The sequence below is a fragment of the Modicisalibacter sp. genome, assembly GCF_055145905.1.
Map to the genome: position 1 here is coordinate 39278 of NZ_JBSREH010000014.1, position 16527 is coordinate 55804.

At 67.8% G+C, this 16527-nt stretch carries 16 protein-coding genes; 2 read left to right on the forward strand and 14 right to left on the reverse strand.

The window, feature by feature from the left end; all coding sequences use genetic code 11:
- Positions 1 to 134 precede the first annotated feature (134 nt).
- From ACTCB7_RS05130 to ACTCB7_RS05170, 9 genes are all read right to left on the reverse strand, one after another.
- Positions 135 to 1361 (reverse strand): benzoate/H(+) symporter BenE family transporter, encoded by a 1227-nt coding sequence (locus ACTCB7_RS05130; protein WP_463005795.1) that lies wholly within the window; start codon positions 1359 to 1361, stop codon positions 135 to 137.
- A 181-nt stretch (positions 1362 to 1542) separates the two neighbouring features.
- Positions 1543 to 2784, reverse strand: coding sequence for a benzoate/H(+) symporter BenE family transporter (locus tag ACTCB7_RS05135; protein WP_163650313.1), 1242 nt, complete (start codon positions 2782 to 2784; stop codon positions 1543 to 1545).
- 74 nt (positions 2785 to 2858) lie between these two features.
- Positions 2859 to 3653: a benzoate diol dehydrogenase BenD gene (gene benD / locus ACTCB7_RS05140; protein WP_163650312.1), complete on the reverse strand. Its 795-nt coding sequence runs from the start codon at positions 3651 to 3653 to the stop codon at positions 2859 to 2861.
- On the reverse strand, positions 3650 to 4693 hold the full coding sequence (benC, locus tag ACTCB7_RS05145; RefSeq protein ID WP_463005796.1) for a benzoate 1,2-dioxygenase electron transfer component BenC: 1044 nt from the start codon (positions 4691 to 4693) through the stop codon (positions 3650 to 3652). Before benC ends, benD begins: the two co-directional genes overlap by 4 nt.
- A gap of 77 nt (positions 4694 to 4770) precedes the next feature.
- Positions 4771 to 5259, reverse strand: coding sequence for a benzoate 1,2-dioxygenase small subunit (gene benB, locus ACTCB7_RS05150; RefSeq protein WP_463005797.1), 489 nt, complete (start codon positions 5257 to 5259; stop codon positions 4771 to 4773).
- A 16-nt stretch (positions 5260 to 5275) separates the two neighbouring features.
- Positions 5276 to 6637 carry a Rieske 2Fe-2S domain-containing protein gene (locus ACTCB7_RS05155; protein ID WP_163650309.1) on the reverse strand — a complete coding sequence of 454 codons (1362 nt, stop codon included), beginning with the start codon at positions 6635 to 6637 and terminating at the stop codon, positions 5276 to 5278.
- Positions 6638 to 6721: 84 nt separating this feature from the next.
- Entirely contained in the window at positions 6722 to 7696 is a 975-nt protein-coding gene (catA, locus tag ACTCB7_RS05160) for a catechol 1,2-dioxygenase (protein WP_463005798.1), read from the reverse strand.
- A 58-nt stretch (positions 7697 to 7754) separates the two neighbouring features.
- On the reverse strand, positions 7755 to 8045 hold the full coding sequence (catC, locus tag ACTCB7_RS05165; protein ID WP_224415594.1) for a muconolactone Delta-isomerase: 291 nt from the start codon (positions 8043 to 8045) through the stop codon (positions 7755 to 7757).
- A gap of 29 nt (positions 8046 to 8074) precedes the next feature.
- Entirely contained in the window at positions 8075 to 9196 is a 1122-nt protein-coding gene (locus ACTCB7_RS05170; RefSeq protein ID WP_463005799.1) for a muconate cycloisomerase family protein, read from the reverse strand.
- 104 nt (positions 9197 to 9300) lie between these two features.
- Here ACTCB7_RS05170 and ACTCB7_RS05175 point away from each other — a divergent pair, with 104 nt between their 5' ends.
- Positions 9301 to 10203, forward strand: a complete 903-nt coding sequence (locus tag ACTCB7_RS05175; protein ID WP_463005800.1) for a LysR family transcriptional regulator — start codon at positions 9301 to 9303, stop codon at positions 10201 to 10203.
- Between the two features lie 123 nt (positions 10204 to 10326).
- On the opposite strand, the gene ACTCB7_RS05180 is transcribed toward ACTCB7_RS05175, so the two are convergent.
- The 5 genes from ACTCB7_RS05180 to ACTCB7_RS05200 all read right to left on the reverse strand — a co-directional run bounded on the left by ACTCB7_RS05180 (position 10327) and on the right by ACTCB7_RS05200 (position 15482).
- Positions 10327 to 10944 carry a trimeric intracellular cation channel family protein gene (locus tag ACTCB7_RS05180; RefSeq protein WP_463005801.1) on the reverse strand — a complete coding sequence of 206 codons (618 nt, stop codon included), beginning with the start codon at positions 10942 to 10944 and terminating at the stop codon, positions 10327 to 10329.
- Positions 10945 to 10982: 38 nt separating this feature from the next.
- Positions 10983 to 12296, reverse strand: a complete 1314-nt coding sequence (locus ACTCB7_RS05185; protein WP_463005802.1) for an OprD family outer membrane porin — start codon at positions 12294 to 12296, stop codon at positions 10983 to 10985.
- Positions 12297 to 12489: 193 nt separating this feature from the next.
- Positions 12490 to 13797 (reverse strand): amidohydrolase, encoded by a 1308-nt coding sequence (locus ACTCB7_RS05190; protein WP_463005803.1) that lies wholly within the window; start codon positions 13795 to 13797, stop codon positions 12490 to 12492.
- A gap of 31 nt (positions 13798 to 13828) precedes the next feature.
- Positions 13829 to 15277 carry a sodium:solute symporter family protein gene (locus tag ACTCB7_RS05195; protein WP_463005804.1) on the reverse strand — a complete coding sequence of 483 codons (1449 nt, stop codon included), beginning with the start codon at positions 15275 to 15277 and terminating at the stop codon, positions 13829 to 13831.
- Positions 15270 to 15482 carry a hypothetical protein gene (locus ACTCB7_RS05200; RefSeq protein ID WP_463005805.1) on the reverse strand — a complete coding sequence of 71 codons (213 nt, stop codon included), beginning with the start codon at positions 15480 to 15482 and terminating at the stop codon, positions 15270 to 15272. Before ACTCB7_RS05200 ends, ACTCB7_RS05195 begins: the two co-directional genes overlap by 8 nt.
- Positions 15483 to 15621: 139 nt before the next feature.
- Between ACTCB7_RS05200 and ACTCB7_RS05205 the strand changes: the two genes are divergently transcribed.
- Complete coding sequence (locus ACTCB7_RS05205) at positions 15622 to 16509, forward strand: LysR family transcriptional regulator (protein WP_463005806.1); 888 nt, start codon at positions 15622 to 15624, stop codon at positions 16507 to 16509.
- Positions 16510 to 16527: the final 18 nt, after the last annotated feature.

Genomic DNA, 16527 nt, shown 5'->3' on the forward strand with positions numbered 1-16527 from the left:
CGCTGGCGAAATCAGTCGAAAAGGGGTCTTTGGATGCATCATAGGGGGTTTAGCTCGGTCAAGCAGACGAACCGACCATTCACTCCTGCGCCAATGGGGTCCGACCGCCACTGGCCATGGATCCGGGTTTGGCATCAGTCGCGTGCCTTCGCCGCCCGCGGCGTCGCGGCTGGCGTCGAGCGGCTCTCGCCCATCGACCGGACGGGGCGCCAGTGCAGCAACCCATGCGCGAGCATGCCGAACACCACGCCCCAGAACGCCGACCCCAGCCCCAGCAGGCTCATCCCCGAAGCGGTCGCCAGGAAGGTGATCACCGCGGCCTCGCGGTGCTCAATATCCTCGACCGCGGCGACCAGGTTGCCGGCGATCGCGCCGATCAGCGCCAGCCCGGCCAGTACCGCGACGAAGGCGTCGGGCAGCGAGGTGAACAGCGTCACGATGGTCCCGGCGAACAGCCCGCCGAGCAGGTAGAACAGGCCGTTGGCGATGCCCGCCACGTAACGCCGATCGGGGTCCTCGTGAGCGTCCTTGCCGGTGCAGATCGCCGCGGTGATCGCCGCCACCACCGTGGTGATGCCGCCGAACAGCGCCGTGCCCAGCGAGACCAGGCTGGTGGTGGCGATGATCGGCCGCGAGTGGACCCGGTAGCCGGCACCGCGCATGATCGCCATGCCCGGCAGGAACTGGCCGGTCAGGCTGACCAGCACCAGCGGCAGCGCCAGGCTCAGGGTCGCGTGCCAGCTCCACTCGGGGGCGATGAACTGCGGCGTCGCCAGCTGCCAGCGCACGCCGCTCAGCGAGGTGCCCTCGAGCCCCACCGACAGCGCGATGCCGGTCACCAGCAGCAGCACCAGGCAGTAGCGCGGCGCCAGACGCTTGAACACCAGGTAGGCGGCGAGCATGCTCAGCGCCAGCAGCGGCGTGCTCTCCACCGAGCGGAAGGCGCCGAGCCCGAACTGGAACAGGATGCCCGCCATCATCCCGGCGGCGATCCCCGAGGGGATGCGCCGCATCAGCCAGTCGAAGCTCCCCGAGACACCGACCAGCAGGATGATCAGCGCCGCAACGAGATAGGCGCCCACCGCCTCGTTGAGCGACAGCCCCGGGAACAGCGTCACCAGCAGTGCCGTGCCCGGCGCCGACCAGGCGGTGATCACCGGTATTTTCAGCCAGGCGCTGAGCAGGATGCCGGACAGCGCCGCGCCGATCGAGATCGCCCACACCCAGGAGGTCAGCATCTCGGGAGCGACATCGGCGCTGCGGGCCGCCTGGAAGAAGATCGCCAGCGGCCCCGAATAGGAAATCAGCACGGCCAGGAAACCGGCCGCCACGGCGGAAATCGACCAATCCTTGAACATCATCGTCTCTCCAGCGGGTCAGGGAAACCGGCACGCGGAGTCCGGGCCGGTCTCGCGTCGCAAAAAAGGCCCGCACGGCCTGGGCAGCCTGCGGACCAATGGAGGATATCGGGCGGCACGGCAGCGGCCATGCCCCGGGGGCTCGTGGCCTCAGGCGATGGCACCGCGCCCGAGGCGTCTCGGCTCAGGACGCCGAGGGCTCGTTGGCGACCCGGCGGATGAACTCGAAGTCCCTGGTCTCGAAGATCAGCGAGACCCCCACGCCCAGCACCAGGGCCCAGAAGGACGAACCGATGCCCAGGATCTGCAGGCCCGAGGCGGCGATCAGGAAGGAAAACAGTCCGCCCATCTCGTGCTTGCCCGCGAAAGTCATGTACATCGCCGAGGTGATCACCCGCAGCAGGGCCAGGCCGGCGATGATGGCGATGAAGTAGGACGGCATCGCCTCGATCAGGCTGACCACGTAGCCGTAGAAGGGGGCCGCTACCACGAAGATCGCCCCGGCGATCACCGCCGCCACCCAGCGCTTGTCCGGCTTGCCGGCCTCGGGCGAGGAGCAGATGCCGGTCATCGGCGCGGCGATGCAGGTGCTGTGGAGGTTGAAGAAGGACGAGATCATGGTCGCGAAGCCGCCCACCGCGGTGATGGCATTGGCCGGCACCGACTTGTAGCCCATGCCCTGGACCAGGCCGACGCCGGCCGGCGTCTCCATGCCCACCAGGATCAGCGCCAGCGGCAGGCCGTAGGCCAGGAAGGCCTCCAGGGTAAACTTGGGAACGATGAACTCGGGCAAGGTCACCGAGAACGTCACGCCGGAGAAGTCGACCCCGGTGACCAGCATGTAGGCGATGCCCGCCAGCATGGCCACGATCAGCGGCGGTACCCGGCGCAGCAGGCGCGCCGACAGCAGAAAGGCCAGGATCATGATCGAGGCCGGCAGCAGGGCATGCTCCAGCGGGGCGACCATGTTGAGGCCGAACTTGAGCAGGATGCCGCCGACCATGCCCATGACGATGGGCATGGGGATCAGCTTCATGACGATCCCCATCACCCCGGCCAGCCCCGCCACCAGCGAGATGGCCCCGGCGATCAGCGAGGCGCCGAGCGCGGCTTCCACGCCGACCACCGGGATGATCGCCGCGAACAGCAGCGCCCCGGGGATGGAGTTGGCCATCGGCAGCGGCAGCCGGTAGTAGGCGGGCATGAACAGCCCGAACAGGCCGTTGATCATCAGGTAGGCGATGACCCAGATCATGATGAAGTGGGGGTCGAGTCCCGCGGCGGTGCCGGCGCTGATGTGGATCACGCCGGCGCTGAGGCCGAAGATACCGGCCACAACCCCGGCACTGACGTTGTCGACGTTGAGATCACGAATGAAGTCGGCGGGGGCGCGCCGCAGACTGACGCCCTTCTCGAGGTGTTTCACGGTGTACTCCAGACATTGTTGTCGTTGGAATCGGGAGACGGTGGCGCCGCGCCCCGAGGGGGCGCGGCGGGCAATCAGCCCTGGTCGCCACCGGCCACCGGCAGCACGCTGCCGGTGATGTAGCTGGCCTCGTCGGAGGCCATGAACAGGATCGGTGCGGCCATCTCGTCCAGGGTGCCGTAGCGGCCGAACAGGCAGCTCTGCCTGGTCTGGTCGATATGCGCCTGGAACCAGGCCTGCTCGGTCGCATTGCGCGGCTCCGGGGTGCCGCGCGAGATCTTGCGTGGCGGCGCCTCGGTGCCGCCCGGCGCGGTGGCCACCACGCGGATGCCGTGCTCGGCATACTCGAAGGCCAGCGACGCCGTCATGGCGTTGACGCCACCCTTGGCCGCGGAGTAGGGAATCCGGTGGATGCCGCGGGTCGCCGCCGAGGAGACGTTGACGATCACCCCGCCGCCCTGCGCGATCATCGTCGGCAGCACCGCCCGGCAGCACCACAGGGTGGGCATCAGCGAGCGGGTGATCTCGGCCGAGATCTGCTCGGGGGTAAACTCGGTGAACGGCTTGAAGTTGATCGCCCCGCCCACGTTGTTGATCAGGATGTCGATGCGCCCGAAATGCTCGACACTCCGGGCCATGACCGTCTCGGCCCCCTCCCAGGTCTCCAGGTCGGCCTGCAGGGCGATGGCCTCCGCCCCCTGCCCCACCAGGTCGGCCACCACCTCCTGGACGAGATCGGAACGATCGACCAGCGCCAGGCGCGCGCCCTCGGTGGCGGCCCGCTCGGCGACGCGACGCCCGATGCCCTGGGCCGCGCCGGTGATCACCATCACCCGGTCCTGGAAACGCGAGTCCTGAAAGCGCCTCATGCCGCGCCCCCCGGTGCCTGGTTGGGGGTGAACTTCTCGTAGTAGAAACTCTGCGGGGTGATGCCCTGCTCGTCGAAGTACCTGAGCACCGCATCGACCATCGGCGGCGGCCCGCACAGGTAGACGTCGATGTCGCCGTCGTGCAGTACCCCGGCGTCCATGTGATGGGTCACGTAGCCCTTGCGCGGATGCTCGCTGGCCTCATCCACCACCACGGTGGCATAGGTGAAGTTGTCCAGCTCCCTGGCGAAGTGCTCCAGGGCATCGACCTTGACCAGATGGTCATCCTTGTTGACGCCGTAGATCAGATGGATCGGCTGGTCGTTGACCTCCCCTTCGGCCTTCTTCTGCACCAGCCGCTCGAGCATCGACAGGAAGGGCGCGAGACCGGTGCCGCCGGCCAGCATCAGCACCGGGCGGGTGATCTCGCGCAGGTAGAAGCTGCCCATCGGGCCGGTCAGCGAGAGCCGCTCGCCCGGCCGGCAGCGATCGCTGAGATAGCCGCTCATCAGGCCGTCGGGCACGTTGCGGATCAGGAAGGTGGCCCGCGAGGCGCCCGGCCGGGAACTGAAGGAGTAGGAACGATGCTCGCCGGAGCCCGGCACGTCGATGTGGATGTACTGGCCGGGCAGGAAGGCCAGCTCGGCACCGTCGTCCAGGTCGATGGCCAGCTCGATGCTGTCCTCGGAGAGCGGCTCGACCACGGCCACGGTGCCCTCGACCTTGCCGACCGCGGTCTTGCACAGCGCCGAGGCCACCGGCACCTGGATGACGCAGTCGGAGGACGGCACCATCTGGCAGGTCAGCACCAGGCCGTCGGCCGCCTCCTCGTCGGAGAGCGCCTCCTCCAGGTACTCGTCGCCCAGGTCGAACTCGCCCTTCTCGCAGTGGCCCTTGCAGGTTCCGCAGACACCGTCCGAGCAGTCCATCGGCAGATTGACCTTCTGGCGATAGGCGGCATCGAGCACGGTCTCGCCGTCCTTGCAGCCGATGAAGCGGGTCACCCCGTCCTCGAAGTTGAGTGCAATGGTGTAGCTCATGGTCGTTCTCCTCCTCCACCGGTCTCCGCGACCCGGTCGGCACGACCCGGCCGGTGTGACCGGGCCGTTCACCCCGATCAGATGTGGTAGATATCGATGACCTGGTGGATGTAGTCGTTGTTCAGGATCACCTTCTTGTGGGCGATCAGCGGCGTCTCGCCGGACACGTCCAGGGTGTAGAAGGACGTCCCGAAGAACTGGTTGGTCTGCTGGTAGCGATGGCTCAGGGTGTGCCAGTTGAAGCGCAGCTCCACCGTGTCGCCCTCCTGGGACAGCACCTCGAGGTTGCTGACCTGGTGGGTGGTGCGCGGCTCCGGCGTGCTCGCCCCACTGCGTTCGGTCTTGATCCGGTAGACCCGGTCCTCGAGCCCCTCGCGATTCGGGTAGTAGATCAGCGAGATCTCGCTGTGCGGATCCCGGGTCAGCTGGTCGTCGTCGTCCCAGGCCGGCATCCAGAACACCGCGTCCTTGCTGTAGCACTCGAGCCACTCGTCCCATTGGCGGTCGTCGAGCAGGCGCGCCTCGCGGTAGAGGAAGGCCTGGATATCCAGATAGCTGATGCTCATGGTCTCTCTCCCCTTGTCACGCGGTGGCGATGTACTGGCTGCGTTCCTTGTCGATGGCGCGCAGCATTTCCTCGACCCAGTGGCGGTGGTGCAGCACGTAGAGGCCTTCGTCCTCCGGGGCCGCGCCGCTGAGCAGCGGCTTCATGCCGATCGCCCTGGCGTTGTCGTCGGCGCCCTCGATCCACTGCTTGGCCCCGCGGGAGAGGTCGTTCCACTCGGCCAGCGCGCCGTTGTAGCCCTCCTGGCAGGCCCGGAACTCCTCGAGATCGTCCGGGGTGCCCATGCCGGAGACGTTGAAGAAGTCCTCGTACTGGCGGATGCGCACCCGGCGGCTCTCGGCGGATTCGCCCTTGGGCGCGAAGCAGTAGATGGTGACCTCGGTCTTGTCCACGGCGAGCGGGCGCAGCACGCGGATCTGCGTGGAGAACTGGTCCATCAGGTAGACGTTGGGGTACAGGCAGAGGTTGCGGGTCTGGTTGACGATCGAGTCGGCCCGCGCCTCGCCCAGCTCCTTCTCGATCCGGTCCTTCTCGTTGTAGACCGGGCGCACCTCGGGATTGAGCAGCCGCGTCCACAGCATCATGTGGCCGTTCTCGTAGGAGTAGAAGCCGCCCTGGCTCTTCGACCAGCCGTCGGCGTCCACCGCCTTGGTGCCGCCGGCGTCGTAGTTGCGGCGATCCATGGTCGAGGCATAGTTCCAGTGCACGCTGCTGACGTGGTAGCCGTCGGCGCCGTTCTCCGCCTGCAGCTTCCAGTTGCCGTTGTAGGTGTACGACGAGGTGCCGCGCAGGACCTCCAGGCCTTCCGGCGCCTGGTCGACGATGTTGTCGATGACCTTGGTGGTCTCGCCCAGGTACGCCTCGAGCGGCTGCACGTCGTCGCTCAGGCTGCCGAACAGAAAGCCCTTGTAGCTCTCGAAGCGCGGCAGGCGGGTCAGGTCGTGGGAGCCTTCCTGCTTGAAGCTGTCCGGGTAGGCGCCGGTCTTCTCGTTCTTGGCCTTGAGCAGCTTGCCGTCGTTCTTGAAGGTCCAGCCGTGGAACGGGCAGGTGAAGGTGCCCTTGTTGCCGCGCTTGCGCCGGCACAGGGTCGCGCCGCGGTGGGCACAGGCGTTGATCAGGCCGTGCAGCTCGCCCTGCTTGTCGCGGGTCACCAGCACCGGCTGGCGGCCCATGGTCACGGTGAGGTAGTCGCCCGGCTCGGGCAGCTGGCTTTCGTGGCCCAGGAACAGCCAGTTGCCCTCGAAGACGTGCTTCATCTCGAGTTCGAAGAACTCGGGATCGGTGAAGATGCTGCGGTGAACACGATAGATACCGGCGTCGGCGTCATCGACCACGGCACCGCGGACGCGTTCCTCGAGAAGATCAAGCTTGGTCGTCATGATCGGGATCCTCGATGGTTGTCGGGGGAAGGCCCTGGCGGCAGGGCCTTCCCGGTCGTCGGGAAGTAGCGGAGGCGCTGGGCCTCAGACCTTGGCGGTACCGGCCAGCTGGCTGGCCTTGTCCTGCTCGTCTTCCTTGGCACGCGGACGCGCGTGACGATGCTGGAGCTCAGGGTCGTCGGTCGCCGTCAGCACGATATCGAAGGTCACCTCGGAGAACGGGCCGTCCAGCTCGCGCCTGGCGATCTCGTCGGCGTCCTCGATGCGGTTGGCCGGAATCACCAGCTCCTCGCGCGTCGCGTAGGCGAAGTCGTCGAAGGTGTAGGGGTCGCCGGCCAGGTTGATCTGGGTGGTCAGGTGCTGGTGGCCCGGTGCCGAGATGAAGTAGTGGATGTGCGCCGGACGCTCGCCGTGGCGGCCGAGCAGCTTGAGCACCTGATCGGTGGGGCTACCCTCCGGCACCCCGTAGCCGGAGGGGACGATGCTGCGCGCGGTGTAGCGGCCCTCGGCGTCGGTCACGATGGTGCGGCGCAGGTTGTACTCGCTCTGGGTCGGATCGAAGAACGAGTAGCCGCCCTTGGAGTCGGCATGCCAGATCTCGACCCTGGCCCCGGCGATCGGGTTGCCGTCGACATCGCGCACCTGGCCGGTCAGCCATAGGGTCTCGCCGTCGGTGTCCCGGCCGTCGTCCATGCGCGCGAAGCCCTCGGCTTCCGGCGCCCCGGCCACGTAGAGCGGGCCCTCGATGGTGCGCGGGGTGCCGCCGACTCGCCTGGCCTCGGCGTCGATGGCGTCCTGGCGCATGTCCAGGTAGTGGTCGAAACCGAGCCCCGGCGACAGCAGGCCGAACTGGGTCTGGCCACCCAGCGCGTTGAGCAGGCTGACGGCGGACCAGTACTCCTCGGGGGTGACGTCGAAGTCGTCGATCAGCTTGTACAGGTCGGAGAGCAGACGGTGCATGATCTGCTTGGCGCGCTCGTCGCCACCGGACTGGTCGAACCCGCTGACGGTCTTGAGGAAATCCTGGACTTCGGGGGTGTCGAAGATCTTGACGGTCATGGTCTTGGCCTCGTGTTGTTATCGTGCTCTTCAGTGCGTGAACGGGCGTGATGCGGCGTCAGGCGTCGCCGTCGCGGACGGACGACGGATGCCGGCACAGCGGCTTGACGGCGATCTCCATGTAGGGGAACAGCGGCAGGCTGGAAACCAGCTCCTGCAGCTCGGCGTTGTCCTCGACATCGAAGATGCTGACGTTCGAGTAGCTGCCCGCGACCCGCCACAGGTGGCGCCACTTGCCCTGGCGCTGCAGGTCCTGCGAATAGGCCTTCTCGGTCGCCTTGATCTCGGCGGCCTGGTCGGCCGGCATGTCGGGCGGCAGCTTGACGGTCATTTCCACCTGAAACAGCATGTCGTTCTCCTCCTCGGCGCGTACGCGTCTCAGTGCTTGCGCGAATAGTGCGCGAGCTTGTCCTCATCCAGCGTGATGCCAAGCCCCGGGCCGGCGGGCAGCGCGACCCCGAAGTCGCGGTAGTCCAGGGGCTCGGCGACGATGTCGTCGGTCAGCAGCAGCGGGCCGAACATCTCGCTGCCCCAGGCCAGCTCGGGCAGCGTCGCCCAGGCATGCAGGGCGGCGGCGGTACCCACGGTGCCCTCGAGCAGGGTGCCGCCGTAGAGTCCCATGCCGACGGTGCGCGCCAGCCCGGCCAGCTCCAGCGCGCCCAGCGGCCCGCCGGCCTTGGCGATCTTCAGCGCGACGGCACCGCTGAAGCCTCGCGCGGCCAGCTCATAGCCGTCGCGGGCATCGGCCACCGCCTCGTCGGCGAGCATCGGTACCCGGAAGCGCTCGGCCAGTCGCACCAGGCCGGCGTGGTTGCGGGCGTCGATGGGCTGCTCGATCAGCGCGATGCCGGCATCCTGGAGCGCGGCGATACCGCGCACCGCCGTGCCTTCATCCCAGGCCTGGTTGACGTCGACCCGGACACTGGCGCGATCCCCCAGGGCGGCCTTGATAGCGGCCACATGGGCGACGTCCTCGTCCACCGGGCGGGCGCCGATCTTGAGCTTGAAATCACCGTGGCGACGCTCGTCGAGCCGCTGGAAGGCCTCGTCGATATCCCGGGCGGTGTCGCCGCTGGCCAGGGTCCACAGCACCGGCAGGTGGGTCTGGCGCGCGCCGCCGAGCAGTTCGGCCACCGACAGCCCCAGGCGCTTGCCCTGGGCGTCCAGCAGCGCGGTCTCCAGCGCCGACTTGGCGATGGCGTTGCCGCGCACATGGCGGTTCATCCGCGCCCGCAGCGCATTGATGCTGTTCGACGGCTGGCCGATCAGCAGCGGCGCCAGGTAGGTGTCGATGTTGCACTTGATGCTCTCGGGGCTTTCCGGCCCGTAGGCCAGCCCGCCGATGGTGGTGCCCTCGCCGAGTCCCTCGAGGCCGTCGCTGTGACGCATCCGCACGATGACCATGGTCTGGCAGGCCATGGTGGTCATGGACAGCTTGTGGGGGCGGATGGTCGGCAGATCGACCAGCAGGGTCTCGATGGACTCGACGACGGCGGACATGGCAGCTCCCGAAAGGCTGGATGCATGGAATATGTGAAAGTTTGCTTGCCGGCGTGAACTCCGACCAATATTGTTTGGGTCACCAGCCATACCCAGGAGGTATCATGGAACTGCGCCATCTCCGCTACTTCCGGGTCGTCGCCGAGGAGCTCAACCTGACCCGGGCGGCGCGTCGCCTGCACATGTCACAGCCGCCATTGACCCGACAAATCAACCAGTTGGAAGAGGAAGTGGGGGCCAAGCTGTTCTCCCGGAGCACGCGTGGCATGGCCCTGACCCCGGCCGGACAGTTCTTCCTCGAGCATACCCTGCAGATACTGGAAAAACTCGACACGGCGGTGGCCGGCACCCGGCGCCTCGCCCGCCACCACCGCGAGCTCTTCGGCATCGGCTTCGTGCCCTCGGTGTTCTATGGCCAGCTCCCCCTGCTGGTCCGGCAATTACGACAAAAGGATGACATCGAGTTGACACTGGCCGAGCTGACCACCGTGCAGCAGGTCCAGGCGCTCAAGGCGGGCCGCATCGACATCGGCTTCGGCCGCCTGCGCATCGACGACCCGGAGGTGGTCCAGGAGGTGCTCTTCGACGAGCCGATGATCGTCGCCATGCCCTCGGGGCATCCCCTGGAGGGCACGCGCCCGACCCTCGCCGAACTGGCCGAGTACCCGCACGTGCTGTTCCCGGCCGCGCCGCGCCCCAGCCTGGCCGACATCGTGCTGGGCATGTACCGTCGCCGCGGCCTGAAGATCGACGTCGCGCAGGAGGCCAACGAGCTGCAGACCACGCTCGGCCTGGTCGCCTCGGGCTTCGGCATCACCCTGGTGCCCGAGCAGGTGCGACGCCTTCAGCGCGACGGGGTCGCCTATACCCCCCTGGCGGACGAGCACATCACCATCCCGATTCTCTGCAGTCGGCGCCGCAACGAGGCGCCCGGCCCGATCATGCAGGAGGCCAACGCGATTCTCGAGGTGATGGTGGAAAACCGCCGCAGCGGACGTTACCCGTGAACCGGGCAGGCGGCGTCAGGCGTCAGGCGTCAGGCGTCAGGCGTCAGGCGTCAGGCGTCAGGCGTCAGGCGTCAGGCGTCAGGCGTCAGGCGTCAGGCGTCAGGCGTCAGGCGTCAGGCGGGATCAGGGAAACACCGGCAGCGCCAGGTGCCAGCGGATGGCGGCCAGCCGCAGCGCCAGCGTGATGCCGATGCATGCCAGCATGGCCACCCCGGCGGGCAGCGGCAGCCGGAACAGCACCACATAGGCGGTGGCCCCGGCCATCGAGGCGGTGGCGTAGATCTCCTGGCGCAGCACCAGCGGCACGCGGCGGGCCAGCACGTCGCGCAGGATGCCGCCGGCCACCCCGGTCAGCATGCCCATCAGCACGGCCACGCTGCCGCCATGCCCCAGCACCAGGGCCTTGTGGGTGCCGATCGCCGTGAACAGCGCCAGGCCGAAGGCATCGAGCACCGGCAGGACGGCCTGCGAGAGCCGGTGAACGTGGCGCAGGCCGACCAGCGACAGCGCCACGGTGGCGGCGATCACCCACAGATAGCTGGGGGCGGTGACCCAGAATACCGGCCGCACGCCGAGCAGAAGATCGCGCAGCGTGCCGCCGCCGATGCCGGTCACCGCCGCCAGCACCAGCATGCCGAACGGGTCCATGCGGGTGCGGCTGGCGAGGATCACCCCCGACAGCGCGAATACCGCCACCCCGGACAGGTCCAGCCAGTAGATCCAATGTGCCAAGTGAAACACCTCGTCTGCGATGGAATGCCGAGGCGCGGCCGCTCTGTTCAGAAATTATAGGAATATGTCAGATAGAGCCGGTCGGCATCGTGGGTGATGAATCCCGCCGGAGGCGCATAGGTCAGCGCCCTGCCGTCGCCCGAGGCCGGCTGGCCCTGCGTCTTGAAGTCGACGTGCAGCCAGGCCAGCGACAGGCCATCCAGCGGCCCCGAGAAACGATACTTCAACAGGCTCAGGAACTCGCGGCGCGAGAAGTCCCGATAGCCATCGGCCGAGCCGGAGGCGGCGTAGTGGCCGTCCCAGCGCAACCCGTCGAGACCCAGCGCGGCCAGATCGAGGCCGGCGCTGAGCTTCCACATCGCCTCGCCTTGAAGCCCGAACCAGTAGAAGTTGTTGGCAGCGCTGTCCCAGCTGCCGTAGTCCCCGGCGAACAGCAGGCGATCGTAGTTGTCGCCGCTCACCTTGTTGTAGGCGAGCCCCAGATAGCCGCCATGGCGCCGCCAGGTGGCGGCCAGCTCCGTGTAACGGGCATCGTGCGACGCCTCCGCCGGGTAGCGACCGGGCACGGCCCGGGTCTCGAACAGGTTGCCGCCATCACGCTGGGCGCCGTATTTCAGTCCGACCGCCAGCGTCGAGTCTCCGGGCAGCGAGAAGTCGCGGCTCAGCCCGAGGAAGGACTCGTCGAGATAATCGTGGGCGGTCAAGTACTCGGCATCGAGCCGGACCTCGCCCGGCAGCACGTAGCTCAGCCCGGCCAGGTCCACGCTGTCGATGGTCTGGCCGTCGATGGTATGCAGGTCATCGCCCCAGCCCGATTCGTCGCGCCGGCTGAAACGCTCGATGCGTGCCGCATAGAGTTTGAGATCGCGATAGTCGTAGGCAATATCGTAGCCGATCGAGGCGGCCGGCAGGATGCGGGTGGTGTTGTCGGCGTAGAGGTGATAGTCACGCACCTTCTTGCCCCAGCCCATATGCAGCCGATTGCCGTCATCGCCGAAGCGCAGCTTGAGATAGGCGGTGATCGGCTTGGCGATGGGATCCGGGTCCTGGACGTCGCCGTCGGCGGAGAGGTTGCTGATGTTGTCGGCCTCGTCGCCCACATGCAGGGCGTCGGCGGCGGCATAGCCGAGATCGAGACCCAGCGTGTCGCGATAATAGCCCGACCGATAGTCGAGCAGCAGCGCCTCGACCCACTCGTCGCGGGTCGGACCGACACCCCCGTCCGGGTCCTCGTTCCAGTAGTACTGACGGTACTGCAGCTGTGTCTGGCCGTCGGCGAAAAACCCGCTGGCGACAGCCAAGGTGGGCGCCAGGCTCAACAACAGGGCACTGCCTGCCAGGATACGGGTAAAAGGGATCATGATGACCTCGTGTAGTGTTGTCGTTGTAGTCGATCTCGCGGGGTCGGCGTGGCGACCGGACGCACGCCGCCGGGCCTGCCCCGGCAGAGGCAGGTCGGCAACAATCAGGTAGTGCTGGAGCGGGGCGAATCCGGGCTGCAAGCCACCCGGCAGGAACGCCCCGCGAAGGTCGGGCGAGAACCGCCCGCCGTGCTCAGTCGGCCGTCAGCCAGGCCAGTGCCCCGCTCGCCAGGGCTTCGATGCCGGTGCGCAGGGTCACGGGATTGCCCGGAAAGTAGTAGGGCGAGTGCGGCATCTCCAGATGGCGCATCTTTTCCGCCACGCTCTGGCCCGGCGTGGCCTGCCAGCGCTCCTCGGGGGTGGCGCCGATGAACCAGTAGACGTAGGGGATGTCCTCGCCGCCGAAGCCGCCCGCCGCGGCGGTGCCGAAGTAGGGAAAGTCCTCGCTGCCGTTCAGGCGCGGCATGGCGAACACCTGAGCCTCGCCGAACTGCGCGGCATGCGCCCGCTGCAACTGCGCCACGCCGTCCGGGTCGTTGTTCAGGGTGATGGTCTCCGAGAGCACCCGGAACTCCGGCTCCCTGGGCGAGCGACCCGCCTCGCACTCGGCACGGATGATGCGCCGGATCGATTCCAGCACCTGCTGGTGCAGGGCATCGTCGAAGCTGCGCACGTTGATCTCCAGCTCGGCGCTGTGGGGAATGATGTTGCCCTGGGTGCCGGCCTGCAGCTTGCCCACCGTGACCACCACGGTCTGCTCCGGCGGCACCTCGCGGGCGACGATGGTCTGCAGCCGGGTGACAATGTGCGCGGCGATCACCACCGGGTCGACGGTCTGCGCCGGCATCGAACCATGCCCCCCGGCGCCGTGGACGGTCACCCCCAGGGTGGTGGCGGCCGCCATCGCCTGGCCGGGAATGTGACCCACCGTGCCGGCCAGGGCCGGCATGTTGTGCTGGCCGAGCACGATGTCGGGCCGCGCGAAGCGCGTGTAGAGGCCGTCGTCGAGCATCGCCCGGGCGCCGCCGAAGACCTCCTCGGCCGGCTGGCAGACCAGCATCAGGGTCCCGCGCCAGCGCTCGCGCAGTTCCGCCAGCACCGCCGCGGCGCCCACCAGGCAGCTGCTGTGCAGGTCATGGCCGCAGGCATGCATCACCGGCACCTGCTTGCCCTCGGATGTCTCGGCGCGCTCGTGGCTGGCGAAGTCGAGCCCGGTCTGCTCGGCGATGGGCAGGGCGTCCATGTCACCGCGCAGCATGACCGTCGGCCCGTCGCCGTTGCGCAGCATCGCCACCACGCCGGTGCCGCCCACGCCGCGGGTCACGTCGTAGCCCAGCGCCTCCAGCGTCTCGGCGAGGCGGGCGCTGGTTTTGTGCTCCTGAAACGGCAGCTCGGGGTAGCGATGCAGCTCCCGGTAAAGGCCCTGCACGCGCTCGTGGGTCCGCTCGACCTGTTCATCGATGGCCGCCGTCAGCGTGGCGACCGAAGCTGGATTGCTCATGAGACTCTCCATCTGACTAGGAAGGGATGCGTCAGGCATCGGCCCGGCCGGCCACGGAGCGCACCGTGAACGCCTGGCAGAGGCCGAGCACCGCCAGGTTGACGAGCATGCCCCAGACCCCGGCGTGCCAGCCCAGCGGCGAGCCGATACCGAAATCGAACAGCAGGAAGGCGAGGCTGCCGGCGACGGCACCCGCCATCACGCTGTGGCGACGCAGGCTCGGGAAGAACAGCGCCCCCAGCACCATCGGGAAGAGTTGCACGATCACTCCATAAGCGGTCAGCAGGATCATGACCAAAGAGGCGGGATTGAGCAGGGCGATGACGTAGGCCAGCAGCGACAGGCCCAGCACGCTCCAGCGGGTCGCCGTCACCGTGGCACGCTCGTCGGCCCGCTGCATCAGGGTGGGGCCCAGCACGTCCCGCACCAGCACGATGGCTGCGGTATGGGCCAGGTTGGCGCCGGTGGACATCGCCGCGGCCAGCGCCCCGGAGAGCATCAGGCCGATTACCCAGGGCGAGAAGTCCGCCATGTCCATGACCAGCCGCAGCAGCACGGTGTCGGCACGCGCCAGGGGCGCGTCGGCGAAGGCCAGGATGCCGGCGAAACCGATCAGCAGCAGCGGTACCAGCAGATAGGCATAGAGCGGGTAGAAGACGCTGACCTTGCGCAGGGTCCGACCGCTGTCCGCCGAGTAGAACTTCATGAACAGGTGCGGCCACATCGCCCCGCCGAAGGCGCTGACCAGCACCGCGGTGCTGAAGTAGCCCCAGTTCATGTCGGTGGCCCCCGGCAGGGTCAGGTATTCGGGCGCGGCCTGCTGAATCTGCGCGAACATCTCGCCGACCCCGCCGTAGAGACGCTCCGAGACCGCCAGCCCCAGGAACCAGGCGATGAAGATCATCATGACGCCCTGCACCAGGTTGGTCCATCCGATGCCGTTCAGGCCGCTGCAGAACACGTAGGCGGCCACCACCACGAAGGCCAGCAACGCCCCCAGCCAGAAGGGAATCATGCCGTCGGTGGCGGCCTGGAACAGCAGGCCGGCGCCGGCGATCTGGATCGTCAGGTAGGGCACCAGGGCCACCACGCCGATGATCCCGGCCAGCATGCCCAGCGGCTTGCTGCGGTAATGGTCGGCGATCATGTCGCCCTGGGTCAGGTAGCCGCGCTCGCGCCCCAGCCTGGCCACCCGCGGGCCCAGCGCCCAGATGGTGATCGGCACCAGCGACAGGTAGGCGAGGATATAGAACGCCGGCGCCCCGCGCTGGTAGGCCCAGCCCGGTGTGCCGAGGAAGGCGAAGGCGGAGAAGATCTCGGCGCCGAGGATGAAGAACAGGATCACCACGCCGACATGGCGGCCGCCGGCGACATAGCCCTCCAGGCTCGAGCTCGACTGGCCGCGGGCGCGCAGGCCCACCACCAGCACCATCGCCAGATAGGCGAGCGTGACGCCGACCACGATCACGGAATCACTCATGGCGGTCGCCTCCATGCCGCACGACGAAGGCGACCCACATGCCGGCGAACAGCACCAGCATCCACAGGATATACCAGGCGAACAGGAACGGCAGGCCCAGCACGGTGGGCTCGATGCGGTTGGCGATCAGGGCGCCGGGCCAGATCATCGCCAGGGTGCAGATGGCGAAGTGCAGCCCGACCAGACAGTGATAGGTCTTGTTCATGGTCGATGTGTCCCCCTCGCTCACGGCGAGGTTGTTGTGGCTTGTCATTCCACTATGGGCGCCGCCAGGCCATCGAAAAAATAGTTATAATGGATACCAGCCATCGCAATTCGGCATGACTGTCAGCAAGAGTCCCGCCATGGAACTTCGTCAGCTTCGCCACTTCCTCGCCGTGGTCGAGACGGGCTCGGTATCGGCGGCCAGCCGTCGGGTGCATATCGCCCAGCCGGCGTTGACGCGCCAGATTCGTCTGCTCGAGGAGTCGCTGGACACACGGCTGTTTCACCGCCACGCACGGGGCATGCAGCTGACCGTGGCCGGTCGCGCCCTGGTCGAGGAAGCCCGGGAACTGCTCGACCACCACGATCGCATCAAGTCGCGGCTCTCGGCGCTGGGCCAGGGTGTGGTCGGCAAGGTCAGCCTGGGGGTGACGGTGACCCACTTGTGGGTACCGCAGGTGGCACGGCTGCTCGCCGGTTATCGCCAGCGCTATCCGAACGTCGCCTTCGAGGTCTTCCCGCTGCTGTCCGGACCGCAGCTCGACCGGCTGCGCGAGGAGCAGCTCGACGCCGGGATTCTCTATCTCGACGGCGCCGACCAGCCGGGCCTGGAAACCCGCCTGCTGCACCGCGACCACCTGATTCTCGCGGTGCCCGACGCCTCCCGCTGGGCGGTCTCGCCACCGGCCACGCTCGCCGAACTGCGCGATGCCGATTTCGTCTGGGGCTTTCGCCAGGCATCGCCGGTCTACTACGACCGCATGCTCGCCCACTTCCGGCGGCTCGATTTCCATCCCCGAGTGGTGCAGTACGGCGCCGACAACATCGCCATCCTCAGCCTGGTCGCCGCGGGGCTGGGTATCGCCGTCGTCCCCGCCTCCAGCAGCGCGCACCCGATGCCCGGCATTCGCTTTCTGCGCCTGCCCGAGCTCGACGACTGCGACATGCCGCTGTGGTTCGCCTGGCGAACCGGCAACGACTCGCCGGCGCTGGCCAACCTGATCGCCCTGGTGGAAGAGACGATGTGACGGCATGCCAGGGCATCG